Origin of the sequence: Pseudomonas putida (genome assembly GCF_001636055.1) — a bacterium.
Taxonomy (GTDB): Bacteria; Pseudomonadota; Gammaproteobacteria; order Pseudomonadales; family Pseudomonadaceae; genus Aquipseudomonas; species Aquipseudomonas machongensis.
In genome coordinates this window covers 807510-825897 of record NZ_CP011789.1, presented here as the reverse complement: position 1 = coordinate 825897, position 18388 = coordinate 807510, and the positions used below count along the sequence as shown (strand labels likewise).

At 64.6% G+C, this 18388-nt stretch carries 19 protein-coding genes; 16 read left to right on the top strand and 3 right to left on the bottom strand.

All coding sequences use genetic code 11. The features are described from left to right. The first annotated feature begins 270 nt into the window (after positions 1 to 270). The 11 genes from AB688_RS03680 to AB688_RS03630 are packed head-to-tail and all read left to right on the top strand — an operon-like array spanning position 271 to position 10543. Positions 271 to 1023 carry a WbqC family protein gene (locus AB688_RS03680; protein WP_063542258.1) on the top strand — a complete coding sequence of 251 codons (753 nt, stop codon included), beginning with the start codon at positions 271 to 273 and terminating at the stop codon, positions 1021 to 1023. Further along, the gene (locus AB688_RS03675; protein ID WP_063542256.1) at positions 1020 to 1748 is read left to right on the top strand and encodes a class I SAM-dependent methyltransferase; all 729 of its coding nucleotides are present in this window, start codon (positions 1020 to 1022) and stop codon (positions 1746 to 1748) included. The genes AB688_RS03680 and AB688_RS03675 overlap by 4 nt, the downstream gene beginning before the upstream one ends. Continuing rightward, a complete protein-coding gene (locus AB688_RS03670; RefSeq protein ID WP_063542254.1) occupies positions 1745 to 2596 on the top strand; it encodes an NAD-dependent epimerase/dehydratase family protein in 852 nt (283 codons plus the stop codon). The genes AB688_RS03675 and AB688_RS03670 overlap by 4 nt, the downstream gene beginning before the upstream one ends. Then, a complete protein-coding gene (locus AB688_RS03665; protein WP_063542252.1) occupies positions 2593 to 3570 on the top strand; it encodes an ATP-grasp domain-containing protein in 978 nt (325 codons plus the stop codon). The genes AB688_RS03670 and AB688_RS03665 overlap by 4 nt, the downstream gene beginning before the upstream one ends. Beyond that, positions 3551 to 4270: a metallophosphoesterase family protein gene (locus tag AB688_RS03660; RefSeq protein WP_063542250.1), complete on the top strand. Its 720-nt coding sequence runs from the start codon at positions 3551 to 3553 to the stop codon at positions 4268 to 4270. Before AB688_RS03665 ends, AB688_RS03660 begins: the two co-directional genes overlap by 20 nt. Beyond that, positions 4267 to 5412, top strand: coding sequence for a dTDP-4-amino-4,6-dideoxygalactose transaminase (gene rffA / locus AB688_RS03655; protein ID WP_063542248.1), 1146 nt, complete (start codon positions 4267 to 4269; stop codon positions 5410 to 5412). The genes AB688_RS03660 and rffA overlap by 4 nt, the downstream gene beginning before the upstream one ends. A gap of 24 nt (positions 5413 to 5436) precedes the next feature. Next, positions 5437 to 5982, top strand: coding sequence for a dTDP-4-dehydrorhamnose 3,5-epimerase (gene rfbC, locus AB688_RS03650; RefSeq protein WP_054891693.1), 546 nt, complete (start codon positions 5437 to 5439; stop codon positions 5980 to 5982). After that, a complete protein-coding gene (rfbD, locus tag AB688_RS03645; protein WP_063542246.1) occupies positions 5979 to 6839 on the top strand; it encodes a dTDP-4-dehydrorhamnose reductase in 861 nt (286 codons plus the stop codon). Before rfbC ends, rfbD begins: the two co-directional genes overlap by 4 nt. Positions 6840 to 6876: 37 nt before the next feature. Further along, complete coding sequence (locus tag AB688_RS03640) at positions 6877 to 8691, top strand: sensor histidine kinase (protein ID WP_054891730.1); 1815 nt, start codon at positions 6877 to 6879, stop codon at positions 8689 to 8691. After that, on the top strand, positions 8688 to 10091 hold the full coding sequence (locus AB688_RS03635; protein ID WP_063542244.1) for a sigma-54-dependent transcriptional regulator: 1404 nt from the start codon (positions 8688 to 8690) through the stop codon (positions 10089 to 10091). Before AB688_RS03640 ends, AB688_RS03635 begins: the two co-directional genes overlap by 4 nt. Then, the gene (locus AB688_RS03630) at positions 10088 to 10543 is read left to right on the top strand and encodes a YiiD C-terminal domain-containing protein (RefSeq protein WP_063542242.1); all 456 of its coding nucleotides are present in this window, start codon (positions 10088 to 10090) and stop codon (positions 10541 to 10543) included. Before AB688_RS03635 ends, AB688_RS03630 begins: the two co-directional genes overlap by 4 nt. A gap of 29 nt (positions 10544 to 10572) precedes the next feature. Here the strand turns inward: AB688_RS03630 and cysQ are convergent, their stop codons facing one another. Continuing rightward, positions 10573 to 11400: a 3'(2'),5'-bisphosphate nucleotidase CysQ gene (gene cysQ / locus AB688_RS03625; RefSeq protein WP_063542240.1), complete on the bottom strand. Its 828-nt coding sequence runs from the start codon at positions 11398 to 11400 to the stop codon at positions 10573 to 10575. Beyond that, positions 11397 to 11963: an ADP compounds hydrolase NudE gene (nudE, locus tag AB688_RS03620; protein WP_054891688.1), complete on the bottom strand. Its 567-nt coding sequence runs from the start codon at positions 11961 to 11963 to the stop codon at positions 11397 to 11399. The genes cysQ and nudE overlap by 4 nt, the downstream gene beginning before the upstream one ends. A 65-nt stretch (positions 11964 to 12028) precedes the next feature. Between nudE and yrfG the strand changes: the two genes are divergently transcribed. Then, positions 12029 to 12691, top strand: coding sequence for a GMP/IMP nucleotidase (gene yrfG / locus AB688_RS03615; RefSeq protein ID WP_054891687.1), 663 nt, complete (start codon positions 12029 to 12031; stop codon positions 12689 to 12691). Between the two features lie 45 nt (positions 12692 to 12736). Here yrfG and lysM read toward each other — a convergent pair whose 3' ends face one another. Next, positions 12737 to 13177: a peptidoglycan-binding protein LysM gene (gene lysM, locus AB688_RS03610; RefSeq protein ID WP_063542238.1), complete on the bottom strand. Its 441-nt coding sequence runs from the start codon at positions 13175 to 13177 to the stop codon at positions 12737 to 12739. A 175-nt stretch (positions 13178 to 13352) separates the two neighbouring features. On the opposite strand from lysM, the gene fdhD reads away from it, so the two are divergent. The 4 genes from fdhD (at position 13353) to AB688_RS03590 (ending at position 18273) form a co-directional block, all read left to right on the top strand. Continuing rightward, positions 13353 to 14183, top strand: a complete 831-nt coding sequence (fdhD, locus tag AB688_RS03605) for a formate dehydrogenase accessory sulfurtransferase FdhD (RefSeq protein ID WP_063542236.1) — start codon at positions 13353 to 13355, stop codon at positions 14181 to 14183. Between the two features lie 5 nt (positions 14184 to 14188). Next, positions 14189 to 16534, top strand: coding sequence for an FdhF/YdeP family oxidoreductase (locus tag AB688_RS03600; protein WP_063542234.1), 2346 nt, complete (start codon positions 14189 to 14191; stop codon positions 16532 to 16534). 234 nt (positions 16535 to 16768) lie between these two features. After that, positions 16769 to 17254, top strand: a complete 486-nt coding sequence (locus AB688_RS03595) for a YMGG-like glycine zipper-containing protein (RefSeq protein ID WP_054891683.1) — start codon at positions 16769 to 16771, stop codon at positions 17252 to 17254. 215 nt (positions 17255 to 17469) lie between these two features. Continuing rightward, on the top strand, positions 17470 to 18273 hold the full coding sequence (locus AB688_RS03590) for a CheR family methyltransferase (RefSeq protein ID WP_063542232.1): 804 nt from the start codon (positions 17470 to 17472) through the stop codon (positions 18271 to 18273). Positions 18274 to 18388 lie beyond the last annotated feature (115 nt).

The window sequence follows — 18388 nt, the reverse complement described above, 5'->3', positions numbered from 1 at the left end:
ACCTCGGCCTCTTTTTTGCTTATATCGCCATTACCACTGCCCGGAAGCAAGGGGGTGAGGCGCAGACTGTCGTTGCCAATCTGCAACGATCATTGCCAAAGCCGCGCCCCAGAAGGCCTGGCCTCGTCCGCTGTCCACCAGGAGCTCGATGTCGATGCCCGCTGCACCACTGTTGTTGTCGCCCCTCCCGCACCGGCTCCTTGACGCCGGGGCATCGTCGCGCAGGCTGCGTGCGTCAGAAGTTCGTCACAAACGCGCGGGGGCATACGCATGAAGAAGGTCGCCATCGTGCAGTCGAACTACATCCCCTGGAAAGGTTATTTCGACCTGATCGCCGCCGTGGACGAGTTCATCCTTTACGACGACATGCAATTCACCCGACGTGACTGGCGCAATCGCAACCAGATCAAGACTCCCCAAGGCGTGCAATGGCTGACCGTGCCGGTTCAGGTCAGAGGGCGCTACCACCAGGCGATCCGCGAAACACGCATCGACGGGCACGACTGGGCCGCCAGTCACTGGCGGTCCCTGGAAGCGAACTACAAGCGTGCGCCGTATTTCGACGAAATCAGACAGTGGCTGCGACCGATCTATCTCGAAGAGCAGTTCGACCATCTCAGCCCGCTGAATCGTAGGCTGCTCGAGGCCGTCTGCCGCTATCTGGGCATCGGCACACGCATCAGCCACTCCTGGGACTATCGCCTGGGTGAAGGCAAGAGCGAACGCCTGGTCGACTTGTGTCTGCAAGCCGGTGCGAGCGAATACCTTTCCGGCCCGGCCGCGCGCGACTACCTGGATGAAAGCCTGTTCGCCACACAGGGCATCACCGTCAGTTGGTTCGACTACAGCGGCTACCCCCAATACCCGCAGCAGTGGGGTGATTTCACCCATGGCGTGACCATCCTCGACCTGCTGTTCAACTGTGGCCCGGACGCACCGCGCTTCATGAAGCACATACGGTCATCGGCTCCTGAATCCACCGCGCCGACGGGCGCAGCACCCGACATGCGAGTCTCCCCATGAGCAATGCACTAGACAGCTACATCGGCGCCTACAGTGATCGTTTCGGCTTCGCTTTCGACAACGACATCATGCTCAACTGGTATCCCCAGCGGGTCATGAAGCTATGCCAGGAACATCACTCGATTCTGGAATTGGGCGTCGGCCACGGTTTCTCGACCAACCGCTTCTCGCGCTTCTTCGCCTCGCATACGGTGATCGACGGCTCACCCTCGGTCATCGCCCAGTTCCGCGAAAACTACCCCGACAGCCCGGTCGAGATCGTCGAAAGCTATTTCGAGCACTTCGACACCGAGCGGACCTTCGACCTGATCGTGATGGGCTTCATCCTCGAACACGTCGACAACCCGCAGCAGGTCCTGGAGCACTTCCGTCGCTTCCTCGCGCCTGGCGGCCGACTGTTCGTCCTGGTGCCCAATGGCGAGTCGCTGCACCGGCGTATCGGCCACGCGGCAGGCAAGCTCGACGACATGATGAAGCTGGGCCAGGGTGACCTGGAACTGGGCCACCAGCGCACCTACTCGGTCAGCCGCCTGACCGATGAGCTGGAGCAGGCCGGCTATCGCATCGTGCGCAAGGAAGGGGTATTCCTCAAGCCGCTGATGACCTCGCAACTGCAGCCGCTGGGGCTGTCCAACGAGATCATCGAAGGGATGTGCACGGTCGGCATCGACTACCCCGAGCTCTGCTGCGCCCTGATGTTCGAGGCCCAGGTCGAGCCGACATGAGAAGCCTGTTGATCGGCAGCACCTCGGTCATCGGCCAGGCCATCGCCGCCCGGCTTGCCACGCTGGGTGAAGTCAGGACCGCTGGGCGTCGCGAAGCGGACTTCCCGTTCGACCTGGAGCGGTCAGACAACCCGCCCTTCGATGGCGGGCATTTCGATACCGTGGTGGTGGTGGCCGCCGCGTTCGGCGGGACCTCCAGCGAAGCGCTGATCCAGGCCGAACAGGTCAACGCGGTCGGTACCCTGCGCGCTTGCGAGCTTGCTGCGCAAAGCGGCGTCCGACACCTGATCCTGGTGTCTTCGGTGTTCGCAGGCTTTACCGCCGACGACCCTCACTACAACATCTATTCGCTGTCCAAGCGCCATTCCGAGGAGCTTGCACAGCTGTTCTGCAAGCAACGCGAAATCGCCCTGACCATCCTGCGTCCCAGCCAGGTCTACGATGCAGCCGGTGCCTGTCGCAAACACCAGGGACTGCTGTACCTCATCGCCGAAACGGCGCGCGCAGGCAAGACGGTGCAGCTGTATGGCAAAAACGACGCGCAGCGCAACTACCTGTTTCTGGACGACCTGGCCGAGATCGTGAAACGCGTGGCGCAGCGCACGGTGATCGGTCGCTTCGACTGCGTGCACCCGCACAGCCCCAGGCTGTCGGAGATCGCCGAAGCGGCCTTTGCCGGCTGCGGCCGTAGCGCCGACATCCACTTCCTGCGCGACAAGCCGGACATCGCCGATATGCCGGCCATGCAGGCCGATGCGCAACTGCACCAGGCCATCGACTATTGGCCAGCCACCGACATTCGTACCGGCCTGCAACTGATGCAGGCTCATCAGGAGGCCCAGCAATGACCACGGCAATGGTCACTGGCGTCGGCGCGATCATGGGCTACGGCCTTCTGAAATCGCTGCGCGCCGCCGACCCGACGATCAGGCTGCTGGGCACCGACATCTACGACGATGCGGTCGGCCAGGCCTGGTGCGACCACTTCGAACAGGCCCCGTTGACCGCCGACCCCAGGTATCAGGACTGGCTGCTGCGGATGATCGAGCAGTACCGGGTCGATCTGCTGATTCCCGGTATCGAACAGGATGTGCACTGGCTCGACGAAAACCGTGACGCACTGGCTGCCACCGGCTGCCGGATTGTGCTCAACGATGCCCGGCTGATCAGCCTGTCGCGCGACAAATACGCCATGGACCAGGCCCTGCTGGCACATGAAGACGACGCCCGTATCCCCAGCCATCTGACCGGCGACTTTGCCTCGCTTTCGCAGCAGCTCGGCCTGCCGTTCCTGCTCAAGCCACGGCGCAGCTACGCCTCCAAGGGCCTGGTGTGGGTCCGCGAAGCGCGCGATTTCACACCCTGGGCACCCCTTCTCGGGGAGGTGCTGATGGCCCAGCCGATCATCGGCAGCGCCAGCCAGGAGTACACCGTGGCGGTGTTCGGTGACGGCCAGGGCGGCATCTGCGCCGCGATCACCTTCCAGCGCAGCCTGGCCTCTGACGGCTCCACAGCCAAGGCCAAAGTGCGCCACGACGCCAGCCTGGATGCTGTGGTGACGCGCCTGTGCCAGCACTTCAAACCGGTCGGGCCCACCAACCTGCAGTTCCGCCGGGCAGACGACGGCACCTGGAAGCTGCTGGAGATCAATCCACGGATCTCTTCCACCAGTTCCATCCGCACCGCTTTCGGCTACAACGAGGCCGCCATGTGCCTGGCCTGGTATCTCAAGGGCGAAAGGCCCCGGCAACCAGCGCTGCGCGCAGGTTTTGCTGTGCGCTACATCGAGGACTACGTGGTTCATGATCGGGATCATTTCTGACATCCACGGCAATTTCGCCGCACTGTCCACCGTGCTCGCCGAGCTCGATCGGATGGGTGTGGACGAGATCATCTGCCTGGGCGACACCGCCGGTTACTACAGCCAGGTCAACGAGTGCTGCGATACCTTGCGCGCTCGCGGGATCTTCTCGCTGATGGGCAACCACGATGCCTATATCGCGCTCAACCAGCCCTGCCCACGCTCCAACAGCGCCAATGCCTGCCTGGACTACCAGCGCGAGGTGCTCAGCGCCGACAACCGCCGCTGGCTCGAAAGCCTGCCGGAGCGTGCCAGCCTGCACGGCCTGGAGTTGATCCACGGCGGCTGGAACGACCCACTCGATGAATATCTCGAGCCCAGCGAAGCCTATTTCGCTGAACACCCGGGGCGCTTCTTCGCCTCCGGCCACAGCCATGTGCAGTTCCTCTGGCAGGGCCGCGACAAGACCTGGTGCAACCCCGGCTCGGTCGGCCAGCCGCGCGACGGCGACCCTCGAGCGGCCTTCGCCACATGGGACGGCCAACGCTTCGCGCTCTACCGCATCGCCTATGACATCGAGGCCGCGCAACGCGCCATGGCACACGCAGGCTTCACCGACTATTTCTACGAGAACCTTGCCAAGGGCACGCAGATCGGCGGGCGCGTCAGCGCGATCCGCAGCGACCTTCCGCCCGCGAACTCTGCAGGAAAACGCCCATGAGCCTGGAAAAGATCCCCTTCAACCGCCCCTACATGACCGGCAAGGAGTTCCACCACATTGCCGAGGCCAACCTGGGGCAGATGCTTGCCGGTGACGGACCGTTCACAAAGCGCTGCCATGCCTGGCTCGAGGAGCGTACCGGCAGCGGCAAGGCGCTGCTGACCCATTCCTGCACCGCAGCGCTGGAGATGTGCGCGCTGCTGCTCGACATCCAGCCCGGCGATGAAGTGATCATGCCGTCCTACACCTTCGTCTCCACCGCCAATGCTTTCGTCCTACGCGGCGCGGTGCCGGTGTTCGTCGATATTCGCGAAGACACGCTCAACCTCGACGAACGCCTGATCGAAGCTGCCATCACCCCACGCACCAAGGCCATCGCCGTGGTCCACTACGCTGGCGTCGCCTGCGAGATGGACAGCATCCTGGCCATCGCCCACAGGCACGGCCTGAAGGTGGTGGAGGATGCCGCGCAAGGCGTCATGTCCAGCTACAAGGGGCGTGCGCTGGGCAGCATTGGTGATCTGGGAGCGTTCAGCTTCCATGAAACCAAGAACGTCATCAGCGGCGAAGGCGGAGCCCTGCTGGCCAACGATCCAGAGCTGGTGATGCGCGCGGAAATCATCCGCGAGAAGGGTACCGACCGCAGTCGCTTCTTCCGCGGCCAGGTCGACAAGTACACCTGGCAGGAGGTCGGATCGTCGTTCCTGCCCGGCGAGCTGACCGCCGCATTCCTCTGGGCACAGTTGCAGGAAGCTGAAGCGATCACCAACAGCCGCCTGGCTACCTGGGCGCGCTATCACCACGCCCTTGCCGGCCTCGAGGCGGACGGGCTGCTGCGCAGGCCGATCATCCCGCAGGACTGCCAGCACAACGCCCATATGTACTATGTGCTGCTCGCCCCGGGCATTGACCGTCAGGCCGTGCTGCAGAGGATGCGAGACGAAGAGGTGTATCCCGTGTTCCACTATGTGCCACTGCATTCCTCGCCCGCCGGCGAGCGCTACGGACGTGCACATGGCTCGATGCAGCTCACCGACGAACTGTCAGACCGCCTGGTACGCCTGCCGCTGTGGTGCGGCCTGGGCGATGAACGCCAGGACCGGGTGATTTCAGCCTTGAGTACCGCGCTCGCGCGCCGTTGAACCTATTCGCTGCCAAGAACATTCATGAACATCATCCACACCGAAATTCCCGATGTGCTGATCATCGAGCCGAAAGTGTTCGGCGACAGCCGAGGCTTTTTCTTCGAAAGCTTCAATGCCCGTGACTTTGCCGAGAAGGCCGGTTTCCCTGCCAGTTTCGTCCAGGACAACCACTCGCGCTCCCAGCGCGGCGTGCTGCGCGGCCTCCATTACCAGATCGAAAACCCCCAGGGCAAACTGGTACGCGTGGTCCAGGGCGAGGTACTGGATGTCGCGGTCGATATCCGCCGGAGCTCGCCCACCTTCGGCAAATGGGTCGCGACACGCCTGAGTGCCGAAGACCACCGACAGTTCTGGATTCCACCAGGCTTCGCCCACGGTTTCGTGGTGCTCAGCGAGTCGGCCGATTTCCTTTACAAGACCACCGACTATTACAACCCCGCTGCCGAACGCTGCATTCGCTGGGACGATCCGCAGTTGGCCATCGACTGGCAACTGACGTCGGCACCGCTGCTGTCAGCCAAGGACCAGGCCGGGGTGCTGCTTCAGGACGCGGAGCTGTTCCCATGAAGATCCTCGTCTGCGGCCGCAACGGCCAGGTCGCCCAGGCCCTTCAGCAGGCACTGGCCGGGCTTGGCGAGCTGCACCTGCTAGGCCGCGACCAGCTCGACCTGGCTCACCCCGAAGCCGTGCGTGAGCCTCTGCGCCAGCTCGCCCCGGACCTGATCATCAACGCCGCGGCGCACACTGCGGTGGACCAGGCCGAAAGCGAAGCGTCGCTGGCTCACGCCATCAATGCCGAAGGTCCGCGGGTGTTGGCCGAGGAAGCCGCACGCCTGGGTGCGCCGCTGATCCACTACTCCACCGACTACGTGTTCGACGGCAACAAGACAACGCCTTATGTCGAGGATGACCCGGTGCATCCGCTGGGCGTCTACGGCCAGAGCAAGCTCGCAGGCGAGCAGGCGATTGCCGCGGTCGGCGCCGAGCACCTGATTCTGCGTACCAGCTGGGTGTACTCGCTGCATGGGCGCAACTTCCTGCTGACCATGCAGCGCCTGTTGCAGGAGCGCCCGCAATTGAAGGTGGTCGACGACCAGATCGGCGCACCGACCTGGGCCGGGACGATCGCCGCCAGTACCCGCGCCATGATCGAGCGCTGGCAGGCCGGCCAGGCGGGTGCGTGGGGCACTTATCACCTGACAGCCCAGGGCGAAACCTCCTGGTTCGGCTTCGCCCAGGCCATCGCCGAGCAGTTGAAGGCCCGCGACCTGCCCTGCGCCGAACTGCTGCCGATCCCCAGCAGCGAATATCCGACCCCGGCCCGCCGCCCGCTCAACTCTCGTCTGGACTGCTCACGCCTGGCACGTGAATGGCAGGTCAGCCAACCGCATTGGCAGCAAGCGCTGATCGACTGCCTGAAGTAGCGCATAATTGCGCCAGTTCATTCTGGCGCACTTGGCGATGACCTCGACTTCAATCACTTCGCAACGACCCCGCTGGCGCAGCCTGGCCCTGCTGGCCCTGTGCCTGGCTCCGCTGCTGTGGCCGCTGCATCATCTTGCCGAGCGCTACTACCAGGACCAACTGGCCTCGCAGAACCGCCAGACCCTCGACCTCTATGTCGCCAACCTGCTCGGCACCCTGCACCGCTACGAAACCCTGCCACAGATCCTCGGCGATTTGCCGGCCCTGCGTGGCGTGCTGGCCGACCCGTTCAGGCTGGAGGCGGTGACCAACGCCAATCGCCTGTTGCGCGAGATCACCCAGCAGACCGGCGCCGAAGTGATGTACCTGATGGACGTCAGCGGCAATACCCTGGCGGCCTCCAACTGGGACAAGCGCGACAGCTTCGTCGGCCGCAACTTCGCCTTCCGCCCGTACTTCATCGAAGCGATGGAAGGACGGCTGGGCCGCTTCTTCGGCCAGGGCACCACGTCCGCCAAGCGCGGCTACTTCTTCGCAGCCGCGGTGCGTGACGGTGAACGAGTAATCGGCGTGCTGGTGGTCAAGGTCGACCTCGATCACACCGAAACCCTCTGGGGACGCACCCCGGAACAATTGCTGCTGACCGACCAGTACGGCGTGGTGGTGCTCACCTCGCGCCCGGAGTGGCGTTTCCGCGCCACCCGTGTACTGAGCGAAGCAGAACGCAAGGCGATGATCGCAATCCAGCCTTACCCAACCCAGGCCCCGCAACCACTGCGCCTGGAGCCCGAGGCCTGGCTGACCCAGACCCGCGATATCAAGGAGACCGGCTGGCAGGTGAGCATCCTTGCGCCGCGTATCCTGGTCGATCGCTCGGTGCAGACCGTCATGGCCATCGGCGCCGGCGCGTTGCTGGTAACCATGCTCCTGGCCGGGCTGGTGATGCAGCGCCGCCGCCACTACATGGACCGCATCGAACTGGAGGCCCGTGGCCGCCAGGAACTGGAAAACCGCGTGGTGGCGCGCACCGCCGACCTCGAATGGCTGAACAACCGCCTGAAGAACGAAGTGCTGGAGCGCGAGCAGGCACAGCAGGAACTGGTACGCGCCCAGGACGAGCTGGTCCAGGCCGGCAAGCTGTCGGTGCTTGGCACCATGTCGGCGAGCATCAGCCACGAACTCAACCAACCGCTGGCGGCGATCCGCAGCTACGCCGAGAACGCCGAGATCCTGCTCGATCACCAGCGCACCGAGGATGCCCGTGGCAACCTCAAGCTGATCGGCGAACTGACCGGACGCATGGCCTCGATCATCGCCCACCTGCGCGCCTTTGCCCGCCGCGACCGGCATGCCCCGGAAAGCGTGGCCCTGCAACCGGCGCTGGACGATGCCCTGGCATTGCTGGCCAAGCGCCGTCGGGCGATGGCGGTAGAACTGATCCGCGATCTGCCGGACGCCACCCTGTGGGTCCAGGCCGGTGAAACCCGCCTGCGCCAAGTGCTCGGCAACCTGCTGGCCAACGCCCTTGACGCACTCACCGAAAAAGCCAACCCACGCCGCCTCTGGCTGAGTGCCGAGACGCGCGACGACTGCGTCTACCTGTACATTCGCGACAACGGCCCGGGCTTTACCCGGCAAGCGCTGGAGCATGCCAAGGAACCCTTCTTCACCACCAAGACCCGTACCCAGGGTCTTGGCCTGGGCCTGGCGATCTGCGAAAGCCTGATGCGTGCGCTCGGTGGCGAGTTGCTGATGGGCAACCACCCGGAAGGGGGCGCCCTGCTCACCCTGCAACTGCGCATCGCAGCCCCCGGCGCCAACCTGAAACCTTCGGAGGATTCCTCGGCATGACCGAGACACTGATCGACAGTCAAACCCAGGTCATCCTGGTCGATGACGATCCGCACCTGCGCCAGGCCCTGAGCCAGACTCTGGACCTGGCAGGCCTCAAGGTTGCCGCCCTGGCCGACGCCCAGGGCCTGGCCGAGCGCATCGAGCCCGACTGGCCTGGCGTGGTGGTCAGCGATATCCGCATGCCCGGTATCGACGGCCTGCAACTGCTGGAGCAACTGCACACACGGGACAGCGAACTGCCTGTGTTGCTGATCACCGGCCACGGCGATGTGCCGCTGGCAGTACAGGCGATGCGTGCCGGGGCCTATGACTTCCTGGAAAAACCCTTCGCCAGCGATGCCCTGCTCGACAGCGTGCGCCGGGCCCTGGCACTGCGTCGCCTGGTGCTGGACAACCGCAGCCTGCGCCTGGCCCTGAGCGATCGCCAGCAGTTGTCGACACGGTTGGTCGGCCATTCACCCTTGATGCAGCGCCTGCGCGAACAGATCGGCGCCTTGGCAGGCACCCGTGCCGACGTGCTGATCCTTGGCGAGACCGGCGCTGGCAAGGAGGTGGTCGCGCGTGCCCTGCACGACCTGTCGAGCCGTCGCGACGGCCCGTTCGTGGCCATCAACGCCGGCGCCCTGGCCGAGTCAGTGGTCGAGAGCGAGCTGTTCGGCCATGAGCCCGGCGCCTTCACCGGCGCGCAGAAGCGCCGTATCGGCAAGTTCGAGTTCGCCAACGGTGGCACGCTGTTCCTCGACGAAATCGAGAGCATGAGCCTGGACGTGCAGGTCAAGCTGCTGCGTCTGCTGCAGGAGCGCGTGGTCGAGCGCCTGGGCGGCAACCAACTGATACCGCTGGACATCCGCGTGATCGCCGCGACCAAGGAAGACCTGCGTCAGTCGGCCGATCAAGGGCGTTTCCGCGCCGACCTCTACTACCGCCTGAACGTCGCACCGCTGCGCATCCCGGCGCTGCGCGAACGCGGTGACGACATCCTGGTGCTGTTCCAGCACTTCGCCGATGCCGCCAGCCAACGTCACGGCCTGGCACCGCATACCCTGCAACCGGCGCAGCGGGCCATGCTGTTGCGTCACGAATGGCCAGGCAACGTACGCGAACTGCAAAACGCGGCAGAGCGCTTCGCCCTTGGCCTGGAGCTGGCCCTGGACGGCCAGGCGCCCTCTGCCACCGACAGCGCCGAACCGGCACGTGTCGGCAACCTCAGCGAGCAGGTCGAGCAGTTCGAGCGTTCGCTGATCGCCGCCGAGCTGAACCAGCCGCACAGTTCCATGCGTAGCCTGGCCGAAGCCCTTGGCATCCCGCGTAAAACGTTGCACGACAAGCTGCGCAAGCACGGCCTGAGCTTCGCCGACGGCAACAGCCATGACGATCACGAGGAGCCGCGGCCATGACCACCGACAGCCAGTACCTGCAGGCAGTCCTGCACAGCGATATACCGCTGACGCGGGAAATGGGCATGCAAGTCATCGACTGGCGCGAGCAGTGCCTGCGTCTGCAATTGCCGCTGGCGCCCAACGTCAATCACAAGAGCACCATGTTCGGCGGCAGCCTCTACTGCGCCGCCGTACTGGTCGGCTGGGGCTGGCTGCACCTGCGTCTGCGCGAGCTGGGGTTCGATGACGGGCATATCGTCATTCAGGAGGGGCAGATCAGCTACCCGTTGCCCGTGACCGGTGTAGCGGTAGCACGCTGCCCGGCACCGGACGAAAAGGCCTGGGAGCGCTTCCTGACGATGTACCAGCGCCGCGGCCGGGCGCGCCTGACACTGGAGACGTTGGTGAGCAATGCGGGGAGTGAAGAGGCGGCAGTGAGATTCAGCGGGCAGTATGTGCTGCACCGCTGATCAGGCGAGGAGCGAGGCGGCTTCGGTAGTTACTGCCCGATAGCCGCTGCAATGACATTTTGCCGCCAGGGCGCCTTGGCCGGCAGCGCGAGGAAGAACGGATTGAGCAGCGACTCCCGCGCCGGGTAACGGAACGCCTGGCCATCCAGCCCGATCACCTCGCCCCCTGCGCCTTCGACTACCCCCTGCGCCGCCGCGGTATCCCACTGCGAGGTCGGCGCCAGGCGCGGGTAGAAATCGGCAGCGCCCTCGGCCAGCAGGCAGAACTTCAGCGAGCTGCCGATATTGGCCAGTTCCAACGCGCCAACCTCGGCACCGAGCCCAGCCAGCAAGGCTTCCTGCTCGGGGCTGGTATGGCGGCGGCTGGCAACCACGGTGAAACGGCCATCGGCAGGTGGCGCGTTGCGCACGTGAATCGGCTGAGGCTCTGCCTGTAGCTCTGCACGCCATGCACCCAGATCACGACCACCGAAGTAACAGCGGCCACTGGTCGGCATCGACACCACGCCAAACACCACCTCGCCGCGCTCGATCAGGGCAATGTTGACGGTGAATTCCTCGCTGCCGGCGATGAACTCCTTGGTGCCATCCAGCGGATCGACCAGCCACCAACGCGACCAACCCTCGCGGGTGGCCAGCGGGATGTTGCAGTCTTCCTCGGACAACACCGGAATCTGCGGTGCCAGCACCTGCAGGCCGTCGGCGATGATCCGGTGGGCGGCCAGGTCGGCAGCCGTCACCGGCGACTCATCGGCCTTGTTGGTGACTGCGACGCCAGAGCGCCAGAACGGCAGGATCGCCTCGCCCGCCAGTTGCGCCAGTTTCACCACTTCGTGCATCAGTTGCAGGTCGTTCATGCGCTCAGCAGCCCCCGCTGGATCAGCAGGTCACGGGCCAGGTACAACGCTGCCAGCGCTCGCCCTTCGCTGAATTGCGGGTGCATGGCCAGGGCCGATAGTTCGCGCAGGTTGACCTTGTCGACGCGCATCGGCTCGGGCTCATCGCCTTCCAGGCGCTCTTCGTAAAGGTCGCTGGCCAGCACCACCTGGATCTTCTGGCTCATGTAGCCGGGCGACAGCGACAGCTCGGTGAGGTGCTCCAGTTGCCGTGCGCCGAAACCGGCTTCTTCCTTGAGCTCACGATCAGCGGCGGCCAGTACGTCCTCGCCCGGCTCGATCAGGCCCTTGGGCAGCGACAGCTCGTATTCGTCGGTGCCGCCGCAGTACTCCTCGACCAGCACCGCATGCTCGGCGTCGAGCATGGCCACGATCATCACCGCCCCATAACCGTTGCCTCGACCGACCAGACGCTCGTAGGTGCGCTCGTTGCCATTGGAGAAGCGCAACTGCACCGCTTCGACCCGGAACAGGCGGCTGCTGGCGACGATCTCGCGACTGAGGACAGTGGGTTTCTGGCGCATGGGTGCGGCTCCTTGGCGTGAACGGGTTACTATACCGTGGCTTGCCGACCGATCGAGAATTTCCAATGCCTGTTCTGCCCTGGTCCGCCATCGATACCGTCCTGCTGGACATGGACGGCACCCTGCTCGACCTGCACTACGACAACCGCTTCTGGCTCGAACACCTGCCCCAGCGCTACGCCGAGCTGCATGGCGTAAGCCGCGCGATGGCCGAGCTGGAGCTGCGACCGCTGTTCGAGCGCCATGCTGGCACCCTGAACTGGTATTGCCTGGACTTCTGGAGCCGCGAACTGCGCCTGCCGATCCGCGAACTCAAGCGCGAGATCGCCGACCTGATTGCCCTGCGTCCGGACGCCGACACCTTTCTTGCCGCCATCGGCAAGGCTGGCAAGCGCGTGGTGATGATCACCAACGCCCACCGCGACTCACTGTCGCTGAAGCTCGAGAAGGTGCAGCTTGCGCCGTATTTCGAACGGCTGATCAGCTCGCACGACTACGGCTACCCGAAAGAGAGCCCGCAGTTCTGGGATGCCCTGCGCGCCGATATCGGCTTCGAGCCCGCGCGCAGCCTGTTCATCGACGACACCCTGGCGATCCTGCGCAGTGCGCAGCGGTTCGGGGTGAGGCATCTGCTGGCAGTGCGCCAGCCCGATAGCCGGGCGGATGTGCGCGATACGCAGGAATTTGCGGCGGTCGAGGATTACCGGGAGTTGTTGCTGGGGCTTTGAGGGCCTCATCGCGGGACAAGCCCGCGATGAGCGCAACACCGATCCTCAGTCAGGAATACGCAGCACCTGCCCCGGATAGATCTTGTCCGGATGTGACAACAACGGCTTGTTGGCCTCGAAGATCTTCTGGTATTTGCTGGCATCGCCATACTCGGCCTTGGCGATCGCACTCAGGGTGTCGCCCTTCTTCACCGTGACGAACCGGGCCGCCTGCGCCACCGGCCCGATGACGGTGATCTGGTCATCCACCGAAGCCACCCCGGCGATGTTGCCTGCCGCCAGGATGATCTTCTCCTTCTCCTCCTGACTCGCCACCTCGCCCTTGAGGATGACCTTGTCACCCTCTACGGTGGCCGAAATGTTCGGATTGCCCAGGCCCACGCTCTCCACGTGCTTCTTCAACTGCTCCTCGGCATTGGCATTGCCGGGGGTCAGCAGATCGATCAACTTCTCGCCGGCTTCCTTCACGAAACTGAACAGGCTCATGACGCGCTCCTTGTTGATGATTCCTCGGAACCTGAGAGTCTAGGCCAGGAATCCCTACCCCGCTCCACTGCGACCAATCGACGCGGTCTATCACGGCATCGACCCTAGCGATTAGACGCGGCGCGCCCACAAGCCTAGGCTTGTGCAAGTAAAAAGCCGCCGGTGATCCGCCCCGATGAACAGCAAGCCCCCGGTCTGCGCGGCATCAACGCCCCTGTCACTGCCTGCCGCCAGCAACACCTACGACTACGTACAGCTCTCCGACCAGGCGAGCGACAGCACGCCCCTGGCCGAAGAAGTCGCCCTGGCGATCGTCTACAACGGCCTCAACCAGGCGGTGATGCTGGTCAGCCCGACCGATCTGGAAGACTTCGCCGTTGGCTTCAGCATTGGCAGCGGCATCGTTTCCAGCACTGAAGACATCTACGACCTGAAGCTCTCCGGTAGTGGTTCGGCGCTGTATGCCGACCTCGAGATCTCCAGCCGTGCGTTCTGGAACCTCAAGAACCAGCGCCGCCAGTTGGCCGGCACCAGCGGCTGCGGCCTGTGTGGCGTCGAGGCCCTGGAGCAGGCGTTGCCCGAACTCGAGGCTCTACCCGGCGCGCCCCTGCCGCCGGTGGAATGGCTCAAGGACCTGCGCCAGCGCATCGACGCCTTCCAGCCTCTGGGCCAGCACTGCGGCGCTGTTCATGCGGCGCTGTTCATGGACCGCCACGGCGAACTGCTGCTGGGCCGCGAAGACATCGGCCGGCACAACGCCCTCGACAAGCTGATCGGTGCCCTGCTGCGCCAGCGCATCGACACCCACGGCGGCCTGGCCATCGTCACCAGCCGCTGCAGCCTGGAGCTGATCCAGAAAGTCCTGCGTGCCGGCATCCAGACCCTGGTCAGCCTGTCGGCACCGACCGGCCTTGCCCTGCAATGGGCACGCAAGCACAACCTCAACCTCATCCATCTGCCCAAACACAGTGCACCGCGGGTATTCAGCCCAGCGGCGGAGTCGTAAAAGCCGTGACCTCCTTCGAGAAACTTCCAGACAACGCCCCCGCTTCCACCCCACGCTACAAGCCCTACCACGGCCCAGCCGGCGGCTGGGGCGCATTGCGCAGCGTGGCCAAGGCCTGGGTCGGCAGCGACAACGCGCTGAAGAACCTGCGTGCACTCCTCAAGACCAACCAGAACGGCGGCTTCGACTGCCCTGGCTGCGCCTGGGGCGACTCGCCCGAGAGCGGCATGGTCAAGTTCTGCGAGAACGGCGCCAAGGCCGTCAACTGGGAGGCCACCAAGCGTCGCGTCGACGCTGCCTTCTTCGCTCGCTACAGCGTCAGTGCGCTGCTCGAGCAGAGCGACTACTGGCTCGAGTACCAGGGCCGCCTGACCGAGCCGATGGTCTATGACCCGGCCAGCGACCGTTACCAGCCGATTGCCTGGGATGCAGCCTTCGAGCTGATCGCCAGCCACCTCAAGGCGCTGGAGTCACCAGACCAGGCCGAGTTCTATACCTCCGGGCGGGCCAGCAACGAGGCGGCGTACCTGTACCAACTGTTCGTGCGCGCCTTCGGCACCAACAACTTCCCTGACTGCTCGAACATGTGCCACGAGGCCAGCGGCGTGGCCCTGGGGCAAAGCGTCGGCGTCGGCAAGGGTACCGTCACCTACGACGACTTCGAACATGCCGACGCGATCTTCGTCCTGGGCCAGAACCCCGGCACCAACCATCCACGCATGCTCGACCCGCTGCGCGATGCCGTGAAGCGCGGCGCCCAGGTGGTCTGCGTCAACCCGCTCAAGGAGCGCGGCCTGGAACGCTTCCAGCACCCGCAACATCCACTGGAGATGTTGCTCAACAGCGACCGGCCGACCAATACCGCATTCTTCCGCCCGGCACTGGGTGGCGACATGGCGTTGCTGCGCGGCATGGCCAAGTTCCTGCTGCAGTGGGAGCGTGAGGCTCAAGCCAATGGCGAGCCGGCGATCTTCGATCATGTGTTCATCGCCGAGCACGGCCAAGGCGTGAACGAGTACCTGGCGGTGGTCGATGCCACGCCGTGGGAGCAGATCGTCGAACAGTCAGGCCTGACCCTCGACGATATCGAGTTGTCGGCACGCATGTACTGCAAAGGCAAACGCGTGATCATGTGCTGGGCGATGGGGATCACCCAGCACCGCCACTCGGTGCCGACCATCCAGGAAATCGTCAACCTGATGCTGCTGCGCGGCAACATCGGTGTGCCTGGCGCCGGCCTGTGCCCGGTACGCGGCCACAGCAACGTACAGGGCGACCGCACCATGGGCATCAACGAGCGCCCGCCGGTAGCCCTGCTCGATGCCATCGAGAAGCGCTTCGGCTTCCCGGTGCCACGCAGCAATGGTCACAACACGGTCGAGGCGATCCACGCCATGCTCGAAGGCCGGGCCAAGGTGTTCATCGGATTGGGCGGCAACTTCGCCCAGGCCACCCCGGATACCGAGCGCACCGCCCAGGCCCTGCGCAACTGTGCGCTGACCGTGCACATCAGCACCAAGCTCAACCGCAGCCACCTGATCCATGGCCAGCAGGCATTGATCCTGCCGTGCCTGGGCCGCACCGATATCGACCTGCAGGCCGAAGGCCCGCAGGCGGTCACGGTGGAAGACTCGTTCAGCATGGTCCACGCCTCCAACGGCCAGTTGCGCGCGCTGTCCAAGCAGATGCGCTCGGAACCTGCGGTAGTCGCAGGCATCGCCGCCGCCACCCTGGGCAACCATCCTGTGGACTGGAACTGGGTAGTGGCCGACTATGATCGGATCCGCGACCTCATCGCCGATACCATCCCCGGTTTTGCCGACTTCAACCAGCGCCTGAACCTGCCGGGTGGTTTCTACCTGGGCAACAGCGCAGGCAGCCGCCAGTGGAAGACCGCGAGCGGCCGCGCCAACTTCAAGCCCAACCTGCTGCCCGACACCCTGCTCGACGAACGCGTGCGCGCCAGCGGCCAGGTGCCTGACCTGATCATGCAGTCGATGCGTTCGCACGATCAGTACAACACCACCATCTATGGCCTGGACGACCGCTACCGCGGCGTGCGCGGCCAGCGCGAAGTGCTGTTCGCCAACGAGGCCGACATCATTCGCCTGGGCTTCCAGCCAGGGCAGAAGGTCGACATCGTGTCGTTGTGGGGCGATGAGCATGTGCGTCGGGTGGAGGGTTTCACCCTGCTGGCTTTCGACATTCCGGCGGGGCAGGCAGCCGCCTACTACCCCGAGGTGAATCCGCTGGTTCCGCTGGAGAGCATCGGCGACGGCAGCCACACGCCAACCTCGAAGTTCATCGCCATCAAGCTCGAGGCGGCGCGCGGGAACGGGCGTATCATCTGAAAGGCGCGGACCGTCCCGCGCTGACGGCCGACCAGAAAACAAAAAGCCCCGGCGTAGTAACCGGGGCTTTTTGTTGTCTCAAGTAACCTGAGACCGACAAAAACGAATAAAGTTTCATAGCCAAATCAGCAAGTTAGGAAATTGTGTACAACTCGTGCTACTCGTCGGATTTCCATTGCCAGCCGCTTCGCCGAGCCTCAAATTTCGCCTCGTCATCCCTCTGAGGCTCTCTTGATGAAGAAGTACTCCTCGATTCTGTTGTTGTCTTTTGGTCTGCTCAGCGGCGTTGCCATGGCAGGCGGCACCACCGAGGCCGGCATTGGCGGCGCATTGGGTGGGGTACTGGGCTCGGTGGTCGGCCAGTCCATCGGCGGCAACACCGGCTCGGCCATTGGCGCGGGCCTGGGTGGTGCGGCGGGCAGTGCCGTCGGTGCCGACAAGCGCCAGCGTGGTGAAGCCGCCATTGGTGGTGCCCTGGGCGCGGCGGGCGGTAACGTCGTCGGCCGCCAGGTTGGCGGCAGCACCGGTAGCCTGATCGGCGCAGCCGCAGGTGGCGGTGCCGGCGGTGCGCTCGGCAACTACATGGGCAACAAGGCCGACGAAGACGACCGTCACGACCGCGATCGTGACCGGCGTTACCGCCGTGGCGACGACCGTCGCCATTGGGACAACGGCCATCACTATGGCCATCGCAAGCACAAGCGCCACTGGCGTGACTGATCGGCGTCCATTCACCTACGCCTGATGCCTAAGGCCCCGCCCTCACCCGGCGGGGCCTTTGCATTCTGGCAGGTCGAGGGCTTAAGGGACACCCCGATATGGAGGCAACTAGCCACTAGCTATCATTTCCCACCGCCATCACAACAGGGGACGCAGGGAATGCGCACGAGCCTCGTCGATCCAATACGCCAGCCCGACGCCGGGGAAGCAGAAGGATGACGGACGATACGCGCCCGCCACGCCTCGACCACGCCTGCTTCCAGCGCATCCGCCAGCGGGTTTCCCAGGCCACCGGCCTGCAACTGGCAGACGATCGCCAGAACGTGGTCGCCCATCGGCTGCATGCACGCTTGCGGTTACACCGGCTGGCGAGCTTCGAGGCCTACCTCGACCTGATCGATGCACACCCCAGCGAACAGACGCACCTGCTGCACCTGCTCATCGCCCGGGACACCTACTTCTTTCGCGAGCACCGCCACTTCGAACAGTTGCTGCGCTGGCTTCCCACACTTGCTCATCCTGCGCGCCTGTGGAGTGCGGCCTGTGCCAGTGGCGAAGAAGCCTGGAGCCTGGCCATGGTCGCGCAACAAAGCACATCCGCCGGCTGGCAGGTGCTCGCCAGCGACTACGACAGCGCACTGCTGCGACAGGCTGAGGCCGGTGTCTACGACATCGCCCAGGCCCGCTACTTTCCCCATGGCTGGCTGGACCGCCATTGCCTGTGTGGCGCCGACGAAGCAGCCGGTCGTCTACGTATCGCACCGGGCCTGCGCGAACGGGTACGCTTCGAGACAATCAACCTGATCAAGCCATTGCCGACCGATCTGGGCGAGTTCGATGTGATCCTGCTACGCAACCTGCTCGCGGGCTTCGACGCGCGATGCAAGGCCGATGTCCTGCTGCGCCTGATGCCTCACCTGCGTCCGGGCGGACTGCTGATGATCGGCCACAGCGAAAGCATCCACGGCCTGGATCTGCCCCTGCGGCCACTACTGCCGTCGGTGTTCGAACGCCTATGATGAATAGCACTGCCGCATCGAACGGCAGACAAGGACTGGTCGCGCCCCCGCGCGGCAGTGCGCTTGTGGATCGAGCAGGCCTGCCGCCCCCCATCCCTTGCGAAACAGGCCTTGA

What these genes read in the sequence shown, in the direction of transcription:
- AB688_RS03680 (WP_063542258.1), top strand. Translation starts at nt 271, where the DNA reads ATGAAGAAGGTCGCCATCGTGCAGTCGAACTACATCCCCTGGAAAGGT.
- AB688_RS03675 (WP_063542256.1), top strand. Translation starts at nt 1,020, where the DNA reads ATGAGCAATGCACTAGACAGCTACATCGGCGCCTACAGTGATCGTTTC.
- AB688_RS03670 (WP_063542254.1), top strand. Translation starts at nt 1,745, where the DNA reads ATGAGAAGCCTGTTGATCGGCAGCACCTCGGTCATCGGCCAGGCCATC.
- AB688_RS03665 (WP_063542252.1), top strand. Translation starts at nt 2,593, where the DNA reads ATGACCACGGCAATGGTCACTGGCGTCGGCGCGATCATGGGCTACGGC.
- AB688_RS03660 (WP_063542250.1), top strand. Translation starts at nt 3,551, where the DNA reads ATGATCGGGATCATTTCTGACATCCACGGCAATTTCGCCGCACTGTCC.
- rffA (WP_063542248.1), top strand. Translation starts at nt 4,267, where the DNA reads ATGAGCCTGGAAAAGATCCCCTTCAACCGCCCCTACATGACCGGCAAG.
- rfbC (WP_054891693.1), top strand. Translation starts at nt 5,437, where the DNA reads ATGAACATCATCCACACCGAAATTCCCGATGTGCTGATCATCGAGCCG.
- rfbD (WP_063542246.1), top strand. Translation starts at nt 5,979, where the DNA reads ATGAAGATCCTCGTCTGCGGCCGCAACGGCCAGGTCGCCCAGGCCCTT.
- AB688_RS03640 (WP_054891730.1), top strand. Translation starts at nt 6,877, where the DNA reads ATGACCTCGACTTCAATCACTTCGCAACGACCCCGCTGGCGCAGCCTG.
- AB688_RS03635 (WP_063542244.1), top strand. Translation starts at nt 8,688, where the DNA reads ATGACCGAGACACTGATCGACAGTCAAACCCAGGTCATCCTGGTCGAT.
- AB688_RS03630 (WP_063542242.1), top strand. Translation starts at nt 10,088, where the DNA reads ATGACCACCGACAGCCAGTACCTGCAGGCAGTCCTGCACAGCGATATA.
- cysQ (WP_063542240.1), bottom strand. Translation starts at nt 11,400, where the DNA reads ATGAACGACCTGCAACTGATGCACGAAGTGGTGAAACTGGCGCAACTG.
- nudE (WP_054891688.1), bottom strand. Translation starts at nt 11,963, where the DNA reads ATGCGCCAGAAACCCACTGTCCTCAGTCGCGAGATCGTCGCCAGCAGC.
- yrfG (WP_054891687.1), top strand. Translation starts at nt 12,029, where the DNA reads ATGCCTGTTCTGCCCTGGTCCGCCATCGATACCGTCCTGCTGGACATG.
- lysM (WP_063542238.1), bottom strand. Translation starts at nt 13,177, where the DNA reads ATGAGCCTGTTCAGTTTCGTGAAGGAAGCCGGCGAGAAGTTGATCGAT.
- fdhD (WP_063542236.1), top strand. Translation starts at nt 13,353, where the DNA reads ATGAACAGCAAGCCCCCGGTCTGCGCGGCATCAACGCCCCTGTCACTG.
- AB688_RS03595 (WP_054891683.1), top strand. Translation starts at nt 16,769, where the DNA reads ATGAAGAAGTACTCCTCGATTCTGTTGTTGTCTTTTGGTCTGCTCAGC.
- AB688_RS03590 (WP_063542232.1), top strand. Translation starts at nt 17,470, where the DNA reads ATGACGGACGATACGCGCCCGCCACGCCTCGACCACGCCTGCTTCCAG.